Below are 22,489 nucleotides of genomic sequence, written 5' to 3'. Positions count from 1 at the left end.
GCTTCAAGTCCTGAGGGGGAGGAGGCAGATAAGCATGCATATCGCTAACGAGGACCGTCCTTCCACTCTTGACGCCATGGCGTCTGAATGTAAGATGTCTTACAATCATTCGCCTGAGGCAGATTCCAAACGGAGACACTAGAGAATGCTGAATTTCGATGAGCAGCGATTTCTTCGCATCCAAAGCGGAGCGACGTCGCTCCAGAAGCGGATCAATACGGTAATCTCATCCTGTTTGGCGGGTGGAGCAGAAAACATCTTCTTTCTGGGCACCGGAGGCGCTGCCATCTTGATGCAGCCGGCCGCCGAGCTCTTGCGGCATCGGTCGCGTTTCCCAGTCTTCCTCGACATGCCGGCCGAGATCGTGATCACCGGCTCTATTCACCTGACCAGCAAGTCAATCGTGGTCATGCCGTCTCTGTCGGGTACCACGAAGGAGAGCGTGGCGCTGCTGGAAAAGCTGAAGGAAATCGGTGCCACGGTTATTACCTTGGTTGGTCATGAGGAAACGCCTCTCGGCAAGGGCGGCGACCATGTCTTCGTGAACTTCGCCGAAGACGATACATCCTGCGAGTCCTTTTATCTGCAGTCGCTCTTCATCGCGCTGTCGATCCTGCATTATCACGGCGAGATTTCGAACTACGAGCAACTGGCCGGCGAACTTAGCCGAATGCCCGAACTCCTGCTGGACGTTAAAAGGGCTTTCGAGCCACGGGCAGAAGCCTTCGCGCGGGTCTTCGCGGGCTCCGATTATCACATCATCACTGGCGCCGGTAACGTCTGGCCTGAGGCCTTCTACTATGGGATGTGCATCTTGGAAGAGATGCAATGGATCCGAACGCGCCCCGTGCACGCCTCCGACTTCTTCCATGGCACGCTGGAACTTGTGGACAAGGATGTCAGCCTCATTCTGTTCAAGGGCGAGGATGCGCTGCGCCCGCTTGCAGAGCGAGTGGAGAGCTTCGCGCCAAACTACACCAACAAGCTGACGGTGCTGGACACAGCGGAATTCGATTTGCCCGGCATCTCGTCCGAAGTGCGTGCGCTTGTTTCTCCCATCCTGCTGGCGACCGTCCTCGAACGGATCAGCGCCCATCTTGAGGTCATGCGCAATCACCCCCTGACAACCCGCCGTTACTATAAGCGGGTGGCTTACTAGCGCAAACAGGTGCAAGCAGAGCCGTGCGGCATCGCCGGCTCTGCTTGAATGGGAGGTGGCCATGAAGAAGCTTCGCTTCGCCAGTGTGGGCGACAACTGTATCGATCGCTTTAGGGCACCCGTTGCCCAATCGCTGGTTGGCGGAAATGCGGTCAACGTAGCCGTGCAACTCGCCCGGCTGGGCCACATCTCCTACTATTTTGGCGCCATCGGCCCGGATCCAGACGGGGTCCGTACCCGCGCGCTTCTGGCGGAAAATGGCGTGAAGGTCGATCACGTTCAGGTGCGCAACGGCAAGACAGCCTTCACGGATATCGAGGTTCTCCCATCTGGCGACCGCGTGCTCGCCTTCGAGGACTTCGGTGTCTGTGCCGGCTACCGCCCAACGCCGCCGGAAGTCGAGGTGTTGAAGACGATGGATCACGTTCATCTTGGCTGGTTGGACGACGATGGCGCATTGCGGCAGATCCTTTCCGAAGCAGGAGTTAGCGTATCGCAGGATGTCTCCGTCAACACCGACATTGCCAATATTGGCGTTGCCGGTCTCAGTATTGCGTTTGGATCGGCCGGTTCCGATGACGCGGCAATGGAGCGCATGCTCCTAGACTTTGTGTCAGAGGGCGCCGCGTTGGCGGTCGTGACGCGTGGGGAGAAGGGATCCGTCGCCGCGTCTGTGTCCGTTCGTGCCTCGACCGGCATCGTGGCCGTCGACGTGGTGGATACCACGGGTGCGGGCGACAGCTTCATCGCCGGGTTTCTTTCCGCTAGGCTGCAGGGAGGCGCATTGGAGTCATGCCTTGTTGCGGGTCGGGACATTGCCGCCGAGACCTGCCAGCACGTTGGTGGGTTTCCACAGCAGCCGATGGCCTTCGTAGACGCCCCCCGCTAGGTCGGCTGTAGGACAAGTCTTCCATGAGGCTCGTCGGCTGTATTGGGATCTCGTAGCGTCTAGTCCCATTGTATTGCGACAGCTGTTTTCCTCGCTCAGGGGCGGTCAGGAGTTCCGGGGGGCGAGGCCGCTACGGTGCATCTTGAGGATCACGAGTCTGCCAGGTGACGGATCAAAGCGATGCTGCGGCTCTTGCGGCATGGTCGTAGTGACCGGAGAGGGCTCTGAGGCGGGAGGCAATGCCAGATAGGGTCTCAGGCGAGACTTCGGTTGCAAGTACGGAAGGCACGAGCAAACTTTCCCGCATCGCCTTATAGCGCTTGCAGGATTCGGCGCCTGCTTCCGTCATCATCACGAGCTTTTCCTTGCCGCGTCGTCCCGATTTGATGAGCTTCATGCGCTCCAGCTTTTTGAGCGCATAAGTGACGACGTGGGTGTCCTCAATGTTGAGCACGAGGCAGATGTCGGCGAGCGTCTTTGGCTTGTTGCGGCTGTTGATGTTGTGCAGGACCAGGATGTCCACGGGAGAGAGATCCGGAATGCCGGCGGCAGCCATGCAGCGCACCATCCACCGGTTGAAGGCGTGGTTCAGCATGATCAAGCCGAACTCAATCTCGGAAAGCGCTGGAAGGGCACCACTTGCGAGATGACCGGAGGAGACGATGGGCCCGAGTTCTTCCTTCTGCGCCGACATGTTCTTCCCTACCTAGAAAAGAAGCGCCGCCAGCTTTCCCGGCGGCGCTTGTTGATTACATCTTCTTGTAGGCGTCGATGATGGCCTTGCCTTCGTCGCCGGCCTTGGACAGCCAATCTTCGGTGAGTTGAGTTCCGACCTCAGTCAGTCCGCTCTTCAGTTCCTCGCTTGGCGGAAGGACCTGCATGCCGTTCTGCTTGAGCGTATCCATGTAGGCTGCGGTCTTCTCGGCAGCGAGCGTCCATCCGCGCTCCTCGGCCTCGCCAGCTGCCTTGGTGACAGCCTCCTGCACGGCTGGATCGAGTGCTTCGAAGGCCTCATTGTTAACGAAGATGACATTCTTCGGGATCCAGGCCTGAGTGTCATAGTAATGCGTCAGGGATTCCCAGATTTTGGAGTCGACACCGGTGGCACTGGAGGTCATCAACCCGTCTACGACACCTGTCGCCAGCGCCTGCGGCAGTTCCGCCGCCTGCACCGTGACAGGTTGCGCCCCGACCAGTTCTGCGATGCGTGACGTGCCGACGTTGTATGCCCGCCACTTCAGCCCCTGTAGGTCGGCAACGCTGTTCACATCCTTCTTGGTGTAGATACCCTGCGGCGGCCATGGCGTCGTGTAGAGCAGCTTCAATCCCTGATCGTCGAGTGCTTTCTCTACCGTCGGCTTTGATGCGTTCCACAGCTTCTTCGACTCCTCGAAGCTTGTGGCGAGGAAGGGCACGACGTCGATCCCGAAGACCGGGTTCTCGTTTTCGTGCAGCGAGATCAGGACCTCGCCGGCCTGCGCCTGGCCCGTCTGAACGGCGCGCTTGATTTCCGGCGCCTTGAAGAGGGCGGCACCGGGATGCACGGTGATCTTCAGTTCGCCGTTCGTCGCTGCGTCCACGTCAGAGGCGAACTGCATGAGGTTTTCCGTGTGATAGTTCGCCGGTGGATAGGCCGAAGGCAGGACCCATTCCGTCTGGGCAAGTGCGGCGCCCGCGCCCAGGGCGAGTGCCGCTGCCGTCATGCCCCACCGGGCGATCGATCGCATGTGCAAGTTCATTGTCATTCCCCTTTGTGTTACCCCGGAAATGCCATTCGCGGCAGGACCATCACGATGTCCGGGAAGACCGTGATGATGGCGACAGTCGCCACGAGCAGGAAGAAGAAAGGCAGCGCTGCGCGGGCAACCGTCAGGCTGTCGCGGCCGCTCATCGTCTGCAGCACGAAGAGGTTGAACCCCACAGGCGGCGTGATCTGCGCCATCTCGACCATCAGGACCAGAAAGACACCGAACCAGATGAGGTCGAAGCCGGCCTGCTGGATCATCGGAAGCACCACGACCGTGGTGAGTACGATCATTGACAGCCCGTCGATGGCGCAACCGAGCAGGATGTACATGATGGTCAGAACCGCAATCAGCGCGTAGGGGCTGAGACCGAAGCCTTCGACCCAACCTGCTAGAGCAGCGGGAATGCCTGTATAACCCATAGCGATCGACATATAGCCGGCGCCGGTGAGGATCAGCATGATCATTGCCGTCATGCGGGTCGCCCCCATGACGCTTTCCTTGAAGCTCTTCCATGTCAGCGCCCGTTGCCATGCTGCGATCACCAGTGAGCCCAGCACGCCCCAGGCCGCACATTCGGTTGCCGTCGCCCAGCCCAGGAGCAACGCCGAGAAGACGGTCATGATCAGGAGCGCCAGCGGGATAAGGTTCAGACTTTCCCTGAGCTTGCTGGCCAGGCTCGTCTTCGGCGCCGGCGGCGGGCTCTTGTCCGGGTTCATCAGCGACCACACGACGATGGCAGCCATGTAAAGCACCATGACGATTGCAGCAGGAATGAGCCCCGCAATGAACATCTGAATGATGGAGACATTGGCCGCGACCGCATAGACGATCATGGTGATCGACGGCGGCACCAGGAAGCCGAGCGTTCCGGCACCGGCGAGCGAACCAAGGCTGATCATATCGTCATAGCCACGCTTCTTGAGTTCCGGCAGGGTGATCTTGGCGACCATGGCGGTGGTTGCCGCAGACGAACCCGACACGGCCCCGAATAGCCCGCACCCAAGAACATTCACGTGGACCAAGCGTCCGGGGAGCCAGTTCAGCCAGGGCGACAGGCCGCGGAACATCTCGTCCGACAGCCGCGTGCGATAGAGAATCTCGCCCATCCACACGAACAGGGGCAAGGCCGCGAGGCTCCAGGAAGCAGAGCCGCTCCAGGCGTTCGTAGCAAGGGCAGCACCAATCTGGATGCCGGGAGGGGCGAACTGCATGGCGACGAAGCCGCAGACCAGCAGCGCTATGCCGATCCAGACGCCACCGATAAGGAGGAAAAGGAGGGCCGCGAGGATGAGACCGGAAATCTCGACAAGAGAGGAGGCTTCCATGGTCAGACCCCGCTTTCCATAACGCGTTCGATGATCTGTTCTTTACTCTCGGCCTTCGGCTTCTCGTACCGAGGCACGCCCCCAAACATCACGTGCAGGAGCTCGTCGAGGAACGCGATGGCCAGAATCGTGAGGCCCACGGACATGCCGAGTTGCGGGATCCATAGGGGAACGGCGATGACTCCCATGGAGACGTCATTGAAGCGCCAGGAGAACAAGGTCATCTCAATCGCGAACCACGCGAAGTACGAGACGGCTACAGTTCCTATCGCCGTGCAAGCGATTTCGATCAGCTTTCTCATTGGGCCCGAAAATCGGTCGATGAGCAGGCCCATGCGGATAAGCTCTCCCGAACGAAAAGTGTGGGCAAGTCCGAGAAAAGCCGTTGCCGCCATGCACCAGGAGGCAAAGTCATCCCCCGCTGGGACATCAATTCCAAGGGGTCGCCCCGCCGAGAGGGAGAGCATGATCAGGAAGATTGCAACGAGAAAGATTCCGGCGAGCCAACCAGCGGACAGGTAGAGACCATCGAGTGACCTCCTCAGCCACTCCGGCAAAATGCTGTGATGGGGATCAATGGAGGACACAGGTCGTCCTTCCGCGTGAACTACGGTAGTCAAACATCGTCGGCTCCCCTCGGTTGCCGTGGTCGGGCGACGCTCTGACGGCTTTTTTGCCCTTCTGGAAGCCATGATGCAGCAGTGTGCAATTTGCTGTCAATCAATCATTGACGTTTTGTCGACGAAATGTTCACGTGTAAGAAAAGCAGTCAGTGAGGGGCATGTGATGACCAGCGGCAAATGGGACTTCTGGATCGACCGAGGTGGCACATTCACTGATATTGTCGGCCGCAAACCGGATGGCTCTCTCATCGCTCACAAGCTCCTGTCGGAAAACGCGGAAGCTTATCACGATGCCGCCGTGCAAGGCATTCGCGAGCTTCTCGGTCTGAAGGCCGGAGAGCCGGTACCTGCCGAACTGATTGGCGCGGTCAAGATGGGCACCACGGTTGCGACCAATGCCCTCCTCGAACGCAAGGGCGAGAAAACGCTGCTCGTGACGACGCGCGGCTTCCGGGATGCGCTGGCGATCGGCTACCAGGCGCGGGCCGACATCTTCGCCAAGAAGATCATCAAGCCGGAACTGCTCTACAGCGCCGTGGTTGAAGTCCACGAGCGCGTGCGGGCGGATGGCGAGGTCGAGGCAGCTCCGGACGAAGCCGTCATCCGCCGGGACCTGCAGGCGCAGTTTGATGCCGGATTCCGCGCCGTCGCGATCGTTTTCATGCACGCCTACCGGTACCCGGAGCACGAGCAGTTGGCCGCCAAGGTCGCTCGCGAGATCGGCTTTACCCAGGTCTCCGTCAGCCACGAGGTCTCGCCGCTGATCAAGCTGGTGGGCCGTGGCGACACGACGGTCGTTGACGCCTATCTCTCGCCGATCCTGCGCCGCTATGTCGAGCAGGTAGCATCCGAGCTTGGTGCCGACGCCGAAGGCGGGGCGCGTTTGATGTTCATGCAGTCCTCCGGCGGCCTTACGGCGGCCGACCTGTTCCAGGGCAAGGACGCCATCCTCTCCGGTCCCGCCGGCGGTGTCGTTGGCGCAGTGGAGACGTCGAGGCTCGCTGGCTTTGACCGCATGATCGGCTTCGACATGGGCGGCACATCGACGGACGTATCTCATTATGACGGCGAACTGGAGCGATCCTTCGAGACGGAAGTGGCGGGCGTGCGGATGCGTGCGCCGATGATGTCCATCCACACCGTTGCGGCCGGCGGCGGCTCCATCCTCCACTTCGAGAACGGGCGCTTCCGCGTCGGACCGGATTCCGCCGGCGCCAATCCCGGTCCGAAAGCCTATCGCCGCGGCGGCCCGCTCACCGTGACGGACGCCAACGTCATGCTCGGGAAGCTATCGCCCGACCTCTTCCCGAAGATCTTCGGCCCGAACCGCGACCAGCCCCTGGACGCCGAGGCCGTTCGCGCTGCCTTCGAAGACATGGCCGTGACCATTGGTGACGGCCGTACGCCGGAAGAAGTCGCAGACGGCTTCCTGGCGATCGCCGTCGAGAACATGGCGAATGCGGTGAAGAAGATCAGCGTCCAGCGCGGCTATGACGTCACCAATTACGTGCTGACCTGCTTCGGCGGTGCGGGCGGCCAACATGCTTGCCTGACGGCCGATGCGCTTGGCATTTTGACCGTCATGATCCACCCCTTCTCCGGCATCCTGTCCGCCTATGGCATGGGACTTGCGGACATCCGCGCCACCCGCCAGAAGACGGTGTCCATAGCCCTCAGCGAGGCCCTGGATGCGCTGCCGCCCGTCCGCGACGAACTGACAGCGAGCGTTCTGCAGGAGATGGCTGCGCAAGGCGTGACCGAAGCCGATACCGACGTCATCCATCGCGCTCACCTGCGCTACCAGGGCACCGACACGACCCTTGCCGTCCCGGTTTCGTCCGTTTCGGAGATGACGGAGGTGTTCGAAGCGCTTCATCGCAAGCAGTTCGGCTTCATCTTCGAGAACCGCGAGATCATCTTCGAATCCTATGAAGTCGAAGCCATCGGCGGCGGTGCAGAATCCACCGAACCGACCCATGCCGTCGACGCCGCCGCTCCCACTGCCACCGAGGAAACGCGTTTCTTCTCCGGCGGAGAATGGCGTCAGGCGCCTGTCTATCGTCGCGCCGATATCCGCCCCGGCGCCCGCGCCGCCGGCCCATGCCTCATCGTCGAGCCGCACCAGACGATCGTCGTCGAGGATGGCTGGTCGTTCGAGATCACCGCGCTCGACCATGTCGTGCTGAAGCGGGTGAAGACCCTTGCGCGCAGCAAGGCGCTCGGCACGGAAGCCGATCCGGTGCTGCTCGAGGTCTTCAACAATCTCTTCATGTCGATCGCAGAACAGATGGGCGTGACGCTGCAGAACACGGCGTCGTCGGTGAACATCAAGGAGCGGCTGGACTTCTCCTGCGCCATCTTCGACGAAAACGGTGCGCTCGTCGCCAACGCGCCGCACATGCCGGTCCATCTGGGGTCGATGGATCGTTCGGTGGAATCGATCATCGCCCAGAACAAGGGCCGGATTCGTCCGGGGGACGTCTTTGCCTTGAACGCCCCCTACAATGGCGGAACGCATCTTCCGGACATTACCGTGGTAACGCCGGTCTTCGACGCAGAGGGCAAGAACATCCTCTTCTACGTCGCGTCGCGCGGCCATCACGCGGATGTCGGCGGCACTGCGCCCGGCTCCATGACGCCACTCGCCACCACCGTCGACGAGGAAGGGGTACTTTTCGACAACGTGCTCCTGGTCGATCGTGGCCGTTTCGACGAGGAAGGCATCACCCGCCTCTTGTCCGACCACCCCTATCCGGCCCGCAATGTCGCCCAGAACGTCGGTGACCTGCGCGCCCAGATCGCCGCCAACGAGAAGGGCGTCCACGAGATGCGCAAGATGATCGCGCAGTTCGGGCTCGACGTGGTGCAGGCCTATATGGGCCATGTGCAGGACAATGCGGAGGAGAGCGTGCGCCGCGTCGTCGAGAAGCTCGGAGATTCCGAATTCTCCTACGACACCGACCAGGGCAGCACGATCAGGGTGAAGATCACCGTCGACAAGGAAAAACGCGAGGCGACGGTCGACTTCACCGGCACAAGTCCGCAGAAGCCAAACAACTTCAATGCCCCCGAGCCCGTCACGCGCGCGGCGGTTCTCTATGTCTTCCGGGTCATGGTCGAAAGCTCGATCCCGATGAATGCCGGCTGCCTGCGACCGATCCGAATCATCGTGCCGGAGGGTTCGATGCTGAAGCCTCAATACCCGGCGGCCGTTGTTGCCGGGAATGTGGAAACAAGCCAGCACGTTACGAACGCCCTTTTCGGCGCCCTCGGTGCGATCGCTGCGAGCCAGGGCACGATGAACAACCTGACCTTCGGAAATGAAACCTACCAGTACTACGAGACGCTTTGCTCCGGCTCGCCCGCCGGCGTCTTCAACGATGGCACGGGCTTCGACGGCACGGATGCGGTCCATGTTCATATGACGAATTCCCGTCTCACGGACCCTGAAATTCTCGAGACGCGCTACCCGGTCCTTCTCGAGGATTTCCACATCCGAGAGAATTCAGGCGGCAAGGGCAAGTGGTCAGCGGGCAACGGCACGAAGCGCACGATCCGTTTCCTCCAGACCATGGCCTGCGCCATCCTCTCCTCCCACCGCACCATCCAACCGCATGGGCTAGAAGGCGGTGAGGCCGGTGAGCTCGGCCAGACCATGGTCCGCCGGCTCGATGGGCGGCTCGAAGACCTCGGCGGCTGCGGCCAGACCATTCTCGAGGCCGGCGAAGCGGTAACTGTCGTCACGCCCACGGGTGGCGGATACAGACGCTGAGACATCCTTTTGCAGACGGGGAGGGGAAGGGTTACCTCCGGCGGCGATCCCGGAGTATTGACCCTTCGCCGCACCTCTTGGACATGATGGCGCTCAGCGGCGGGCGTGTCGCTTGGTGCGACTTTTCGCACTTTACGAGCATGCAAAGAACATGATCTTCTTGCATTAGACGAAAGGATAATATCGTCGACGTCGTTCTACACTGGGCGGAGGGGAGTGCCGTGATGCGAGAACAACCCGTGGACATCTTCGAGAGGGACGGAAAGTTCGTTGTTCAGTTCGTTGAAAAGGGGGCATTGATCGAGCGGCAATTTAGCCATGAGGTCCATGCGCACTCTTGGGCTGATGGACAGCTAATTCGCCTCAATGGGAACGTAGCGGGCTCGCCAAGCAGTCCCGCTGGCGGGAAATAACCCGCTTTTGAAAATCTGACTGCTGCGCGGCTCCGCACGGTTTGCCGGGGGAGGCCAGGCTGCCGCAGATCGCCCTAACAATTTGGACGCGCGTTGGCGAAGCGACGGGTGACGTGGGACAGCAGGACATTTCCGCCGCTTCATCCTGTGGCTTATGCTCAATGTAACGGCGTAGGTCGCACAGCATGCTGGATGGGTGCCAAATCGTTCATTGTTCGGGACCCCAGCCCTTCTCCGGCGTAACTTGCCGAACGTCGTGAGCTTCCTGCCATTTGGTGATGCCACCGGGAAACCAATGGACGCGGCTATACCCCCTCGCCACGAGCCGTTTCCCCGCGTTCCAGCTTCCCCAGCACTCGGGGCGGCAGAAAACCACCAAGGGCTTTGAACGGTCACCACCGGTCAACTCCTCCAGACGCCGGAAGAAAATTATCTCTTTTGCCGGCTCCAGGACTGCTGCTCCGGCGCCAGGAAACCACGCCGCACCTGGTATGGAGCGGTGCGTTGGCAGCCAGAGCCGATCTTGTGGTAGATCTTCCGGCTTTTTCTGAGCGGGGCCGACGTCGACAAGGACTGGCTGTTGAGGCAGGAGAGCGACCAGTTCCGCCAAGTCTATCACGCGCGCCCCGTTAAGCGTGGAGGGTGTCTCCCCCTGCATGGGGCCCGTCCACAAGCCGTCCGGCTCTCGTATCTCCGCGACGGAAAAGGGCGCGCCGGTCGTGGCGCTCATGAAAACCACAAGCACCAGCACGATTGCTGACCGAGGCTTACCGAGGAGGCGCAGCATCGCGTTGTACCTAGTTGTTGGCTGAGACGTCAAAGGCGCTCTCCCAACGTCCTCCCTTGTTATCCGACGCGACCACCTTCATCGACTGCCTGCCGTCCGACACGAAGTTGAAGCCAATTGCGGGATTGGTAGACAACGAAATATCGCCGGCAACGTCGAGAACCGTCTGATCTCCATAGGTGACGGTCATCTTCTCGATGTATCTCGGCGGCGTGTATAGCCGCGTAAGCTGGTTCATCTGCATGCCCGTGAAGTTGGGATGGCGGATCATCAGGGTAGCTGCAGTAGACTTCCCCTTCTGCGAAGGCTCCGAGAGCCTTAGGCGCATCTCTCCCATCCCCTTCATTGCTTCCAAGTCGCTGGGGCCGGATGGGGCCGAACAGCCACCAGACGCCTTGACGAACGCCACTGCTGAAAACAACCGCCCTTCCTTGGTTTCGGCGACGGCGTGCACATTTGTATAGGTGTCGATGCGAACGCGCATTTGCAGGCTTCCGGCATCTGCCGCCGGCCCGAAGGTGACATGAGCTGCGAGCGGGACGGGGTTATCGTCGATCACCAGATAGACCGATTTGATCTTGTCCTTCTCCGGCATCGTTAGAGTGATGGGGACAAGTGCAGCATCCTGAGCGCGGGCAGGGGCCTCGATCTTGATCAGCGTTTCCGTGGGAACGACCTCACGATCATCAAAGAGATAGGAGACAAGCTGCTGCCAGCGCTCTTCCCGTTCTCGATCAGCCTGAGCGATAGCGATGGTCGGTGTGAAGCTAAGGCAGCACGTTCCGATGATGCCAAGAGCGAAGGTGCGCCGGGATATCCGCATCATGTTCTCCTCCTTGCCTCCCGTCAGGAAGCTATTCCCATTCAAGTTCCTTGTAAGCCTGGATGACATTGCGTTCGTGGTAGGCCTCATAGAGCGCCCAACCGCCTCCTTTCCCCGCGGTAACAGCGGGAAGCGCGTCGTTTAGGGTAAGGCCTCTTGCGATCGCTTGGCGGGTCTGGTCGGCAAGTGCCGTCAGATATTCAACTTGTTTGGCCATTGCCGGTTCGAACGCCACTATCGCCGGTCCATGCCCAGGCACTGCGCGCGCGGGTCGGATTTGCCTTAGGCGTTCGACCTCCGCCAGCCACCCGAGGAGGCTTCCGTCGAGCGAGGGGACGCGGTCAACGAACAGGAGATCCGAGGGAAAGAGCGTTCCAGTGGTGACATCCAGCATGGTGAGGTCACAGTCAGTGTGCGCACGCCCGTGCGCCATCATCCGTATGATACGATCGCCCAGATCCACTTCCGCAGCGTGTTCTACTTCCTGATTTGGATAGATGATCTCACCAACATCGTCCCGTTCGAGAACCTCCGCCAGGCGCTCCCGATAGAAATCACCCCGCGCATGGAGTGCATTCTTCAATCTGTGGTGCCCTAAGAAAACCGGTACTTCGTCTCCGAAGGCGGCGGCGCCGAGACAGTGATCAGGGTGAACATGCGACATCACCACGTAACGAACGCGCTTCGTCGTCCTTATCTTGATCTCGGAGCGCAACCATCGCCCATCCGCGAGACTTCCACCGGGATCCGTTACCAGAACGCCATCGCGGCCAATGATGAAACCGATGTTGGCGATGCCACCGCGATTCCTCCGCGTGGCTTCCTCGTGTGGAGCTTCTCGGATGAAGATGCCATTGCCAACATCCTTTATGCCAGACGGCCGGGCGGCCTGGCCACGGTCGGGGAGGCAGCAAAGGCAAAATCCGAGAGCCATGGCTTCACGGCGCGTGAAGCACATCCCGTTACCGGACTGTCGAACATGACCGGTCGCTCTGACCTCGTTCCCAGACATGGGAGACAGTAGCATGTCCCGGGGCTACCCGATAGTGTGCATCAGGCGATGATGCTTCGTGGATTGGCGCTGACGGCTGTGTCTTGATCGGGCGGAAGGCGGGGCAGCGGAAATAAGAAAGGGGCAGCGAGCTGCCCCTTTCTTGCGCCGACTAGTTCGACTGCCAGCTCTTCACCAACTCGTCGTAATTTACCGTAATGGGCTTTTCCTTCTCGTCCTCGATCTTCAACTGAGGGGCGAGATTGCCTGCCTTTACAGCTTCCGCGTTCCAGTATTCGAGGTCATGCTCCTCGGCGAGCTTTGGACCGATGTCACCCTGAACGCCTGCACGCTCGAGACGCTCCATCACCTTTTCCTGCTCGGCGCAGAGCGAGTCCATCGCTTCCTGCGGCGTCTTTGCGCCGGAAGAGGCATCACCAATCGCCTGCCACCAGAGCTGGGCGAGCTTCGGATAGTCCGGAACGTTGGTGCCCGTCGGAGACCACTGCACGCGGGCTGGCGAGCGGTAGAACTCGATCAGGCCGCCGAGCTTGGGCGCACGCTCGGTGAAGCTCTCATGCTGGATGGTGCTTTCGCGAATAAGCGTCAGTCCGACATGACTTTTCTTCACATCGACAGTCTTGGATGTAACGAACTGGGCATAAAGCCAGGCCGCCTTCGCCCGATCGTCCGGCGTTGACTTAAGCAGCGTCCAGGAACCAACGTCCTGGTAGCCGAGCTTCATGCCTTCCTTCCAGTAAACGCCATGCGGCGAGGGTGCAAACCGCCACTTGGGGGTACCGTCCTCGTTGACGACCGGCAGCCCGTCCTTGACCATGTCGGCGGTGAACGCCGTGTACATGAACATCTGCTGGGCGATCTCACCCTGAGCAGGTACCGGGCCTGATTCCGAGAACGTCATCCCCTGGGCGGCGGCCGGTGCATAGGCATTCATCCAGTCCAGGTATTTCTGAATGGAATAGACCGCCGCTGGGCCATTGGTATCACCGCCGCGGGCAACGCAAGAGCCCACCGGACGCGAATTCTCGTCCACCTTGATGCCCCACTCATCAACCGGCAGACCGTTCGGAAGGCCCTTGTCGCCGTTGCCGGCCATGGAGAGCCAAGCGTCGGTGAAGCGCCAGCCAAGCGACGGATCCTTCTTACCGTAGTCCATGTGGCCATAGACCTTCTTGCCGTCAATCTCACGGCCGGTGAAGAATTCAGCGATGTCCTCATAGGCTGACCAGTTGACCGGAACGCCGAGATCGTAGCCGTACTTCTCCTTGAAGTCCGCCTTGTTCTTCTCGTCGTTGAACCAGTCGTAGCGGAACCAGTAGAGGTTGGCGAATTGCTGGTCGGGCAGCTGGTAGAGATCGCCATCCGGTGCCGTAGTGAACTTCAGACCGATAAAGTCCTCCAGATCCAGGCCGGGATTGGTGACGTCCTTGCCTTCGTTCGCCATCCAGTCGGTCAGCGAGCGGGCCTGCTGGTAACGCCAATGGGTACCGATCAGGTCGGAGTCGTTGACATAGGCGTCGTAGATGTTCTCGCCGGACTGCATCTGTGTCTGCAGCTTTTCGACGACGTCTCCCTCGCCGATCAGGTCATGAGTGATCTTGATGCCGGTGATCGCGGTGAAGGCCGGCGCCAGAACCTTCGACTCATACTCGTGCGTGGTGATCGTTTCCGAGACGACCTTGATGTCCATGCCGGCGAAGGGCTGAGCCGCGTCGATGAACCACTGCATTTCCTGTTCCTGCTCGGCGCGGGAAAGCACCGACATATCGCCGATCTCCGCGTCGAGAAACTGCTTTGCCTCCTCCATCCCGGCAAAGGCATTGCCGGTCATGGCCAGCAGCACCGCTGCCGTTGTTGTCAAAAGATGCCGTCGCATATCATCCTCCCAAGTTGCGATTGCACATATTCACGGGATGTCGCCTGACATCCCGTCCACTTGCGTCAGACGGTCCTGAACACCGTAAAAGCGTAGACAAGGCTGAGCGCAAGAGACCACCACAGGCTGGCGCCGGTAAGCCCCAGCCATGCGAGATTGATGAAGGCCGCTCCCAGCAGCGAGATGAAAAGCCGGTCGCCGCGGGTCGTCTCGAACCGCAGGATGCCGACCCTCGGATGTCCTCCGGGCCGCGCATATTCCCAGACAGCCATCAACGCGAGAAGCGTCAGGATCGTTAGAAAGAATACCGCCGTCGGGAAGGACCAGGCCATCCAACCGCCGGGGGACAGAGGCGCAAACCAGTCGCGCTCCCCGTCCTCTACCGGCAGTGCCAGGATCAACGCCACGACGACGATGGCATAAACGGCGACGACGCCCGCGAGAGCAATCGGCCAGCGGCGGCTGCGTTTGGAAGCTGCGGCCATCAAACCCTCCCCAGGGCAAAGCCCTTGGCAATGTAATTGCGAACGAAATAGATCACGAGGGCGCCAGGAATGATCGTCAGCACACCGGCTGCCGCCAGCACGCCCCAGTCCATGCCCGACGCGGAAACGGTACGCGTCATGGTCGCTGCAATCGGCTTCGCATCCGTCGTGGTGAGCGTGCGGGCAATCAGCAGTTCCACCCAGGAGAACATGAAACAGAAGAAGGCGGCCACGCCGATGCCGGACGCGATCAGTGGCATGAAGATCTTAACGAAGAACCGCGGAAACGAGTAGCCGTCAATATAGGCTGTCTCGTCGATTTCCTTTGGCACGCCGGACATGAAACCCTCCAGAATCCACACCGCCAGCGGCACGTTGAAAAGGCAGTGCGCGATCGCCACCGCAATATGCGTGTCAATGAGACCGAAGGCGGAGTAGAGCTGGAAGAACGGCAGGGCAAAGACGGCCGGGGGCGCCATGCGATTGGTCAGCAGCCAGAAGAAAAGATGCTTGTCGCCGAGGAACCGGTAGCGGGAGAATGCGTAGGCGGCCGGCAGTGCCACCGTCACGGAGATGACGGTGTTCATGACCACGTAGATGATCGAATTGATGTAGCCGTTGTACCACGACGGGTCCGTGAAGATCACCATGTAGTTGCGCAGCGTCGGGCTTTGCGGCCACAGCGAGAAATTCCCAAGGATCTCGGAGTTGCTCTTGAAGCTCATGTTGATCAGCCAGTAGATCGGCAGGATCAAAAACAGGATGTAGAGGGTCGCGACGATCCAGGACCAGCTTCTTTTGACGTTCGACGTGCTCATGGTGCCCCTCCTAGCTCTTCGCATCCTGGCTGGTCATCACGGTGTAGAAGACCCATGACAGCAGCAGGATGATGAGGAAGTAGATGATCGACATGGCCGCTGCCGGACCCAGATCGAACTGGCCAACGGCCATCTTCACGAGGTCGATCGACAGGAAGGTGGTCGAGTTGCCGGGGCCGCCGCCTGTAACCACGAAAGGCTCCGTATAGATCATGAAGCTGTCCATGAAGCGCAGCAGGACGGCAATCAGCAGCACGCGCTTCATCTTCGGCAGTTGGATATAGCGGAACACGGACCAGCGCGACGCGCCGTCGATCTTGGCGGCCTGATAATAGGCGTCGGGGATCGAGACGAGGCCGGCGTAACACAGAAGCACCACCAGGCTGGTCCAGTGCCAGACATCCATCACGATGACCGTGACCCAGGCGTCTACCGGATCCTGCGTATAGTTGTAGTCGATCCCGAGGATGCGCAGGTAATGGCCAAGGAGACCAATATCGACGCGGCCGAAGACCTGCCAAATGGTGCCCACGACGTTCCAGGGGATCAGGAGCGGCAGCGCCATCAGCACGAGGCAGACGGGCACGCCGATCCCGGTCTTCGGCATATTCAAGGCGATGAAGATGCCGAGCGGGATTTCGATCGCCAGGATGACGAAGGAGAAGATCAGGTTGCGGACTAGGGCATCCCAGAACCGGTCGGAGTGCAGGACGTCACTGAACCAGTCCGTGCCTGCCCAGAAGAACTGGTTGTTGCCGAAGGTGTCCTGCACCGAATAATTCACCACCGTCATCAATGGGATGATCGCGGAGAATGCGACGAGCAGGAGCACCGGCAACACTAGGAACCAAGCCTTGTTGTTCCACGTCTTGTTCATTGTTGGCCTCCCGCCTCGACACGCCAGGAGTCTGCATAGAGGTTGAGACCAGCAGGCTCGAAGGTGACACGCGGGTCTGCAGGGATTTCGGTATCCTCGGACATGACGGCTGCTAGCGGATAGCCTTGAAAGCTTGCTCGGACGATCTTCTGTCGCCCGACGTCTTCGATCTGAGAAATCGAGATCGGCATTCCCTCCCGGGCCACGCGGACGAACTCCGGCCTGATGCCGAGTTCGAGCTTGGCGTTGGGTGCAGTTAACGGCTGGCCCTCCAAAGGAATTTGTTGATCCCCCACAACGAGGGCGGAGCCACTCACGGCGGCAGGCATGAAATTCATGCCCGGCGACCCGATGAAATAGCCGACGAAGGTGTGGCGTGGCCGTTCAAAGAGCTCCACTGGCGTGCCGATCTGGACAATCTCGCCTTCGTACATGACCACCACCTTGTCGGCGAATGTCAGGGCTTCGGTCTGGTCGTGGGTCACATAGACCATGGTGAAGCCGGATTGGCGATGCAGCCGCTTCAGCTGCGAGCGCAGCACCCACTTCATGTGCGGGTCAATTACCGTCAGCGGTTCGTCGAAGAGGATGGCGTTGACGTCGCTTCGCACAAGCCCCCGGCCGAGCGAGATTTTCTGCTTCTGGTCGGCGGTCAGCCCCTGCGCCTTGCGGCCCGCCCATTCAGAAAGATCGATCATCGACAGGATGTCGTGAACGCGCTTGTCCACCTCGCCCTCCGGCATCCTGCGGTTGCGCAGCGGGAAGGCAAGGTTGTCGTAGACCGTCATCGTGTCGTAGATCACCGGAAACTGGAAGACCTGTGCAATGTTGCGTTTCTCGGTGGACAGATGGGTCACGTCGGTGCCGTCGAAGAGGATCTTTCCTTCCGAGGGCGTGAGCAGACCGGAGATGATGTTGAGCAGGGTCGTCTTGCCACAGCCGGATGGCCCCAGAAGGGCATAGGCGCCGCCGTCGTCCCACTCGTGATGCACTTCCTTCAGCGCATAGTCCTTGTCCGTGGACGGCTTTGGCCCGTAGGCGTGACGGATATGGTCGAGCGTGATCCGAGCCATCATGCGCCTCCCGTCGTGGCATTGAGGGACCGACCGTCTTGTCCGAACGCCATCAGGTGGCGCGTGTCGAGATGGACGTCGATCATGGTATCCGGTTCGACGTGGTGTACCCCGTGCTGCAGCATTACCCAGCGGTTTCCGCGATACTCGATGTGGACGAAGCTCTCGGAGCCTGCGATCTCGGAGATCAGCGCCTGAACGGAGAGCCTGGCGGCTGCGTCAGACACCGGTTGCACCGACAGGTGATGCGGATGGAAGGCGATTGTAACCGGGCCATCCGGAACCGAAACGAGATGGGGCGGCACGGGAATGGCCTGCTGCTCGTCGACATGTAGCCCCTGTCCCGTCTTCGTCATTCCGATGGTGTTGAGCGGCGGATCGGCAAATGTTTTCGCCGTCAGCAGGTCGGCCGGCCGCCGATAGACCTCGATCGTTTCGCCGTACTGCGTCACCCGCCCTTGGCTTAACGTCGCGGTCCTGCCGCCGAGGAGCAGCGCTTCTGTCGGTTCGGTGGTGGCATAGACGAAGACGGCGCCGGACTGGGAGAAAATCCGCGGAAGCTCCTCGCGCAGTTCTTCGCGCAGCTTGTAGTCGAGGTTGGCCAGCGGCTCGTCCAGGAGGACGAGGCTGGCGTTCTTGACGAGCGCGCGTGCCAGCGCCGTGCGTTGCTGCTGTCCGCCGGACAAGTTGAGAGGCGTCCGGTCGAGATAGGGCGTCAGCTTCAAAAGGTCGGCCGCCTTGCGCACCTCCCGGTCGATCGTGTCCTTGTCCTTGCCAGCGACCCGCATCGGCGAGGCGATATTTTCGTAGACTGTCATGGCCGGGTAGTTGATGAACTGCTGGTAAACCATCGCAACATGGCGATCCTGCACCCGGACGCCGGTGACGTCCCGGCCATCGAAATGGATGGAGCCGGCGGTCGGTACGTCGAGCCCCGCCATCAGCCGCATGAGCGACGTCTTGCCGGAAAGCGTCGGTCCCAGAAGGACGTTCAACGTTCCCCGTTCGAGCACGAGGCTGGTGGGGTGGATGTGATACTCCTCCCCGACAACCTTTTCGATGTTTCGCAATTCAAGCATTCGGGATCCCGGGCCTCCTCCTCCGCGGGGACCACATGCGCTATCCCACCGACCTCGCTGGGATTGCCGCCATGTACTCCTCCAGTGCATGTGCTTGATCTGTCGTAAGGCGCAGGCCCTGTTTCGTCCTGCGCCAGAGAATGTCGTCTGCTCCATGCGCCCATTCGCGGGCAATCAGCCATTCAACCTCACGGGCGTAGAGATCGCCGCCGAACAGCGCTCCAAGATCGGCCGCCGATGTGGCGCCCGCCAGCATCTCGAACGTGTCGGTGCCATAGGCGCGGACCAGACGCCGGGCGTGGGCATCCGCCAGGAACGGGAAACGCCCCAGAAGCCGGTCGACAAGCCCTTCGTAGCCGGTTGCTGGAAAATCGCCGCCGGGCAGGTGGCTGCCGGCCGTCCAGGGGCTTCCCTTGACGCCGATCGCGTCGCCGATCTTTTCCAGCGCGTGTTCGGCAAGGCGGCGATAGGTGGTCAGCTTGCCGCCGAAGACGTTCAGGAGCGGCGCTCCCGCGGTCTCGTCCGTCTTCAGCACGTAGTCGCGGGTAGCCTCCTGCGCCTTTGATGCCCCGTCGTCGTAAAGGGGGCGCACGGCGGAATAGGTCCAGACGATGTCTTCGGGCCGAACCGGTTCTCGGAAATATTCGCTGGCGGCAGAGCAGAGGTAATCGGTTTCCTCTTGGCTGATCCGGACATCCGTCGGATCGCTGCCGAAATCCCGATCCGTGGTGCCGATCAGCGTGTAGTCCTGCTGGTAGGGGATGGCGAAAATGATCCGGTTGTCCGGGTTCTGAAAGAAATAGGCCCGCGGATCATCAAACTTCTTCTTCACGACGATGTGGCTGCCCTGCACCAGGCGGACCGTCGCCCGGCCATTGTGCCCCATCGCCCGCGACAGAACCTGATCGACCCAGGGGCCGGCTGCGTTCACCAGCATGCGTGCCGTCATGCTGCGACGGGCGCCGCTGCGGGTATCCTCGAGCTCGATCGCCCAGCAGCCTTCGCGGTGTTCAGCCCGGACCACCTTGGTGCGTGCCAGGATCCGCGCGCCGCGGCCGGCGGCGTCGCGCGCATTCAGCACCACCAGGCGCGCATCGTCCACCCAGCCGTCCGAATATTCGAAGGCCTTGGTGAAGATCGGCTTCAACGGCTTGCCTGCCGGGTCGCGTCGCATGTCGAGGCTCTTTGTCGGCGGCAGCAGCTTGCGGCCGCCGAGGTGGTCGTAGAGAAACAGGCCCAGGCGGATCAGCCATGCCGGGCGCACGCCGCCCTTCTGGAAGGGCAGCACGAAGCGCATTGGCCAGATGATATGCGGCGCCATCGCCCAAAGCACTTCGCGCTCCATCAGCGCTTCGCGCACCAGGCGAAATTCGTAATGTTCGAGATAGCGAAGTCCGCCGTGGATGAGCTTGGTCGAGCCGGACGAAGTGCCTGAGCCGAAGTCGTTCATCTCGGCCAGCGCGACACGGTATCCCCGGCCCGCAGCGTCACGCGCGATGCCGCATCCGTTGATGCCGCCGCCGATGACGAAGATGTCGAATTCCGGCTCGATCATACCCGGCCCGCCCGCTCGACTTAAGATGAAGTATTCGCATAAAGAAAGTGGATTCAATTGAACCGAAGTGAATCCGAATGTCAAACGAAAGTGCGTCTGTCTTAATCCGTTTCAACCAGGCGGACATTGCTCTCTGCACAAAGGCGCCTCAAGCCCGGAACGGGACAGCGGTCGGTGATAAAGCTGTGGACCTGGGCAATCTGCGCGATCCGGACCGGCGCGGTCCGTTCGAACTTGGTGGAATCGGCGACGAGAATGACGTGCCGGGCGTTCGCTATGATGGCCTGTGCGACTTTGACTTCACGGAAGTCAAAGTCGAGAAGCGCTCCGTCCGCATCAATGGCGGATGCGCCGATAATCGCAAAATCGACCTTGAACTGGCGAATGAAGTCGACCGCTGCCTCACCCACGATCCCTCCATCCGAAGCGCGAACGACACCGCCCGCAATGATTACCTCGATTGCGGGTCGAGGACGCAGGTGATTGGCAACATTAATGTTATTTGTGATGACCATCATGTCCTGATGGTCCGTCAGAGCCTCCCCGACCGCCTCCGTGGTCGTCCCGATGTTGATGAAAAGAGAGGTATTGTTCGGGATCATCTTGGCGGCAGCCAGCCCTATGGCCTGTTTCTCCCTAGCAGCGATCTGTCGGCGGGACTCATACTCCATGTTCTCCGTGCCGCTGGGAACGGTCGCTCCGCCATGTATCCGCGTAAGCAGCCGTTGAGAGCAGAGATCGTTAAGGTCCTTGCGGATGGTCTGCGGCGAGACCTCGAAAGTATCCGCGAGTTCCTCAACGATTACGCGCCCATGAGACTTGGCGAGTTCGATGATCTCCAATTGCCGGGGACTGAGGAACATCGGCACCTTCGCTTTGGTTTCACACTGCGAGCATCATGAACGAGAAGAGCTGCAGAAGCCAAGCGGAATATTGCGCCCGCTCCCCAACATACTCATTGGGCAGGGACAAAGCGCCCTCCACGGCAATCCGACTTTCGCTCAGGTCAAGCTGATGATCATCTCGGCGCGACCTCGTGCAGTGAGAGCTACCGGTGCAACAAGCATCGTGTGGCCCTCCGAGGCGAGGCAATCTGCATGAAAGTGGGAGATGTCACTCATTTACGAACCTAAATGAAGGGATTCTTAATTAGCCGGTGCTCTGCTGGAGTGAATCCGGAGGGGTTTCATGTTCAGCTTGCTGCGTCAGATCACGCTCGTTACTCTGCTTGTTTGTGTCTTCACGACTTCCGCTGTTGCGCAAGAATGGCTCGTCGCGCGGGCCACGTCCCAAGTGCTGTATACGGTGGACAAAAGGAATTGGCAGCCCGTTCGTCCGGGCGCTGCAATCCCCGACAGCTCATGGATCTCTGCGGGCCCCCACGGTCGCGCTGTTATCGCGCGTGGCAGGGAAAGCATCGCCGTCCACCCGGGAACATTGGCCCTCATCGCTGCAAGAGGCCCGTTCGGTCGAAAGACCGAGGTCGTACAACATAAGGGGAGGCTCACACTCGACATCGAGAAGAGGTCCAGACCTCATACATCCGTTCAGACGCCGTTCCTGGCTGCGGTGGTGAAAGGGACTTTCTTCGAGGTCTCGGTCACGGCCACGGATGCCACGGTCTCGGTGCAAGAGGGCCTTGTTCAGGTCAGCTCATTCACAGGAGGACAGCAGACGAATGTTGGGCCGGGGCAACGTGCGACGGTGAATGACGGTCAGCGCATGTCGGTGGCTGGTGCTGTTGATGCGCCGTCCATAGCGTCGGTGGCGCCCACCGCGGCGTTTGTTCCGGCCGTGGGCAAGGCTTCGCCAATCGGGGCCGAGGAGGCAGCAGACCGCGCGGTGTCTCGGACCTCGCCGTCCAGCGATCACGCAAGCTCCGCAGCGAACGGCTCCAAGGATAACGCCGGTGCAAACGGCAGGGGTAACGCTGGCAGGAGCGGCAATGGCAAAGGTAGCAACGGCGGAGGGAATGGCAACGGGAACGGCAATGGTGGTGGAAGCGGAAATGGCAACGGCGGGGGCAACGGCAACAGCGGCGGCAGCAACGGCAACGGTGGCGGAAATGGCAACGGCGGAGGGAACGGCAACGGGAATGGCGGCGGAGGGAACGGCAATGGCAATGGCGGCGGGAATGGAAACGGCGGCAATGGCAAGCAATAGTGCAATCACTAA

The 22,489-nt window shown here is 60.6% G+C and carries 19 protein-coding genes and 1 pseudogene; 4 read left to right on the top strand and 16 right to left on the bottom strand.

The features are described 5' to 3' along the window. Positions 1–145 precede the first annotated feature (145 nt). A complete protein-coding gene (locus LXM96_RS04360; protein ID WP_239997114.1) occupies positions 146–1,159 on the top strand; it encodes an SIS domain-containing protein in 1,014 nt (337 codons plus the stop codon). 61 nt (positions 1,160–1,220) lie between these two features. After that, positions 1,221–2,048 carry a PfkB family carbohydrate kinase gene (locus tag LXM96_RS04355; RefSeq protein ID WP_239997113.1) on the top strand — a complete coding sequence of 276 codons (828 nt, stop codon included), beginning with the start codon at positions 1,221–1,223 and terminating at the stop codon, positions 2,046–2,048. 172 nt (positions 2,049–2,220) lie between these two features. Here the strand turns inward: LXM96_RS04355 and LXM96_RS04350 are convergent, their stop codons facing one another. The 4 genes from LXM96_RS04350 to LXM96_RS04335 are packed head-to-tail and all read right to left on the bottom strand — an operon-like array spanning position 2,221 to position 5,741. Next, positions 2,221–2,742: a winged helix DNA-binding protein gene (locus LXM96_RS04350; RefSeq protein WP_239997112.1), complete on the bottom strand. Its 522-nt coding sequence runs from the start codon at positions 2,740–2,742 to the stop codon at positions 2,221–2,223. Between the two features lie 55 nt (positions 2,743–2,797). Beyond that, on the bottom strand, positions 2,798–3,787 hold the full coding sequence (locus LXM96_RS04345; protein WP_239997111.1) for a TRAP transporter substrate-binding protein: 990 nt from the start codon (positions 3,785–3,787) through the stop codon (positions 2,798–2,800). Between the two features lie 17 nt (positions 3,788–3,804). Next, positions 3,805–5,121, bottom strand: coding sequence for a TRAP transporter large permease (locus LXM96_RS04340; protein ID WP_239997110.1), 1,317 nt, complete (start codon positions 5,119–5,121; stop codon positions 3,805–3,807). Positions 5,122–5,123: 2 nt separating this feature from the next. Continuing rightward, positions 5,124–5,741: a TRAP transporter small permease gene (locus LXM96_RS04335; protein ID WP_262913463.1), complete on the bottom strand. Its 618-nt coding sequence runs from the start codon at positions 5,739–5,741 to the stop codon at positions 5,124–5,126. A 166-nt stretch (positions 5,742–5,907) separates the two neighbouring features. Between LXM96_RS04335 and LXM96_RS04330 the strand changes: the two genes are divergently transcribed. Beyond that, entirely contained in the window at positions 5,908–9,516 is a 3,609-nt protein-coding gene (locus LXM96_RS04330) for a hydantoinase B/oxoprolinase family protein (RefSeq protein ID WP_239997109.1), read from the top strand. Between the two features lie 621 nt (positions 9,517–10,137). Here the strand turns inward: LXM96_RS04330 and LXM96_RS04325 are convergent. From LXM96_RS04325 to LXM96_RS04275, 11 genes are all read right to left on the bottom strand, one after another. Next, positions 10,138–10,716: a rhodanese-like domain-containing protein gene (locus tag LXM96_RS04325; protein ID WP_239997108.1), complete on the bottom strand. Its 579-nt coding sequence runs from the start codon at positions 10,714–10,716 to the stop codon at positions 10,138–10,140. Between the two features lie 10 nt (positions 10,717–10,726). After that, positions 10,727–11,542: a quinoprotein dehydrogenase-associated SoxYZ-like carrier gene (locus LXM96_RS04320; RefSeq protein ID WP_239997107.1), complete on the bottom strand. Its 816-nt coding sequence runs from the start codon at positions 11,540–11,542 to the stop codon at positions 10,727–10,729. Between the two features lie 28 nt (positions 11,543–11,570). Further along, positions 11,571–12,473, bottom strand: a complete 903-nt coding sequence (locus tag LXM96_RS04315) for a quinoprotein relay system zinc metallohydrolase 2 (RefSeq protein ID WP_317208193.1) — start codon at positions 12,471–12,473, stop codon at positions 11,571–11,573. 229 nt (positions 12,474–12,702) lie between these two features. Next, entirely contained in the window at positions 12,703–14,427 is a 1,725-nt protein-coding gene (locus tag LXM96_RS04310) for an ABC transporter substrate-binding protein (protein ID WP_239997106.1), read from the bottom strand. A gap of 65 nt (positions 14,428–14,492) precedes the next feature. Continuing rightward, positions 14,493–14,912 (bottom strand): DUF2160 domain-containing protein, encoded by a 420-nt coding sequence (locus LXM96_RS04305; protein ID WP_239997105.1) that lies wholly within the window; start codon positions 14,910–14,912, stop codon positions 14,493–14,495. After that, complete coding sequence (locus tag LXM96_RS04300; RefSeq protein ID WP_239997104.1) at positions 14,912–15,730, bottom strand: carbohydrate ABC transporter permease; 819 nt, start codon at positions 15,728–15,730, stop codon at positions 14,912–14,914. Before LXM96_RS04300 ends, LXM96_RS04305 begins: the two co-directional genes overlap by 1 nt. 10 nt (positions 15,731–15,740) lie before the next feature. Continuing rightward, positions 15,741–16,607, bottom strand: a complete 867-nt coding sequence (locus LXM96_RS04295; protein WP_239997103.1) for a carbohydrate ABC transporter permease — start codon at positions 16,605–16,607, stop codon at positions 15,741–15,743. Continuing rightward, positions 16,604–17,680: an ABC transporter ATP-binding protein gene (locus LXM96_RS04290; protein ID WP_239997208.1), complete on the bottom strand. Its 1,077-nt coding sequence runs from the start codon at positions 17,678–17,680 to the stop codon at positions 16,604–16,606. The genes LXM96_RS04295 and LXM96_RS04290 overlap by 4 nt, the downstream gene beginning before the upstream one ends. Beyond that, complete coding sequence (locus LXM96_RS04285) at positions 17,680–18,759, bottom strand: ABC transporter ATP-binding protein (RefSeq protein ID WP_239997102.1); 1,080 nt, start codon at positions 18,757–18,759, stop codon at positions 17,680–17,682. The genes LXM96_RS04290 and LXM96_RS04285 overlap by 1 nt, the downstream gene beginning before the upstream one ends. 40 nt (positions 18,760–18,799) lie before the next feature. Continuing rightward, a complete protein-coding gene (glpD, locus tag LXM96_RS04280) occupies positions 18,800–20,314 on the bottom strand; it encodes a glycerol-3-phosphate dehydrogenase (protein WP_239997101.1) in 1,515 nt (504 codons plus the stop codon). Between the two features lie 101 nt (positions 20,315–20,415). Beyond that, entirely contained in the window at positions 20,416–21,177 is a 762-nt protein-coding gene (locus LXM96_RS04275) for a DeoR/GlpR family DNA-binding transcription regulator (protein WP_239997100.1), read from the bottom strand. A gap of 325 nt (positions 21,178–21,502) precedes the next feature. Between LXM96_RS04275 and LXM96_RS21720 the strand changes: the two are divergent. Further along, positions 21,503–21,946: pseudogene (locus LXM96_RS21720) on the top strand (hypothetical protein); the annotation flags it as partial. A 21-nt stretch (positions 21,947–21,967) separates the two neighbouring features. On the opposite strand, the gene LXM96_RS21715 reads toward LXM96_RS21720, so the two are convergent. Next, positions 21,968–22,486, bottom strand: a complete 519-nt coding sequence (locus LXM96_RS21715) for a hypothetical protein (RefSeq protein ID WP_317208194.1) — start codon at positions 22,484–22,486, stop codon at positions 21,968–21,970. Between the last annotated feature and the right edge of the window lie 3 nt (positions 22,487–22,489).

It is taken from the genome of Rhizobium halophilum (genome assembly GCF_021648825.1).
Lineage (GTDB): Bacteria > Pseudomonadota > Alphaproteobacteria > Rhizobiales > Rhizobiaceae > Neorhizobium > Neorhizobium halophilum.
This window is presented reverse-complemented; position numbering and strand designations above follow the sequence as displayed.

Coding starts and splice junctions, on each gene's coding strand:
- LXM96_RS04300 (WP_239997104.1), bottom strand. CDS start 15,730: ATGAGCACGTCGAACGTCAAAAGAAGCTGGTCCTGGATCGTCGCGACC.
- LXM96_RS04285 (WP_239997102.1), bottom strand. CDS start 18,759: ATGCTTGAATTGCGAAACATCGAAAAGGTTGTCGGGGAGGAGTATCAC.
- LXM96_RS04325 (WP_239997108.1), bottom strand. CDS start 10,716: ATGCTGCGCCTCCTCGGTAAGCCTCGGTCAGCAATCGTGCTGGTGCTT.
- LXM96_RS04305 (WP_239997105.1), bottom strand. CDS start 14,912: ATGGCCGCAGCTTCCAAACGCAGCCGCCGCTGGCCGATTGCTCTCGCG.
- LXM96_RS04320 (WP_239997107.1), bottom strand. CDS start 11,542: ATGATGCGGATATCCCGGCGCACCTTCGCTCTTGGCATCATCGGAACG.
- LXM96_RS04360 (WP_239997114.1), top strand. CDS start 146: ATGCTGAATTTCGATGAGCAGCGATTTCTTCGCATCCAAAGCGGAGCG.
- LXM96_RS04275 (WP_239997100.1), bottom strand. CDS start 21,177: ATGTTCCTCAGTCCCCGGCAATTGGAGATCATCGAACTCGCCAAGTCT.
- LXM96_RS04355 (WP_239997113.1), top strand. CDS start 1,221: ATGAAGAAGCTTCGCTTCGCCAGTGTGGGCGACAACTGTATCGATCGC.
- LXM96_RS04290 (WP_239997208.1), bottom strand. CDS start 17,680: ATGGCTCGGATCACGCTCGACCATATCCGTCACGCCTACGGGCCAAAG.
- LXM96_RS04315 (WP_317208193.1), bottom strand. CDS start 12,473: ATGGCTCTCGGATTTTGCCTTTGCTGCCTCCCCGACCGTGGCCAGGCC.
- LXM96_RS04330 (WP_239997109.1), top strand. CDS start 5,908: ATGACCAGCGGCAAATGGGACTTCTGGATCGACCGAGGTGGCACATTC.
- LXM96_RS04340 (WP_239997110.1), bottom strand. CDS start 5,121: ATGGAAGCCTCCTCTCTTGTCGAGATTTCCGGTCTCATCCTCGCGGCC.
- LXM96_RS04345 (WP_239997111.1), bottom strand. CDS start 3,787: ATGAACTTGCACATGCGATCGATCGCCCGGTGGGGCATGACGGCAGCG.
- LXM96_RS04295 (WP_239997103.1), bottom strand. CDS start 16,607: ATGAACAAGACGTGGAACAACAAGGCTTGGTTCCTAGTGTTGCCGGTG.
- glpD (WP_239997101.1), bottom strand. CDS start 20,314: ATGATCGAGCCGGAATTCGACATCTTCGTCATCGGCGGCGGCATCAAC.
- LXM96_RS04310 (WP_239997106.1), bottom strand. CDS start 14,427: ATGCGACGGCATCTTTTGACAACAACGGCAGCGGTGCTGCTGGCCATG.
- LXM96_RS04350 (WP_239997112.1), bottom strand. CDS start 2,742: ATGTCGGCGCAGAAGGAAGAACTCGGGCCCATCGTCTCCTCCGGTCAT.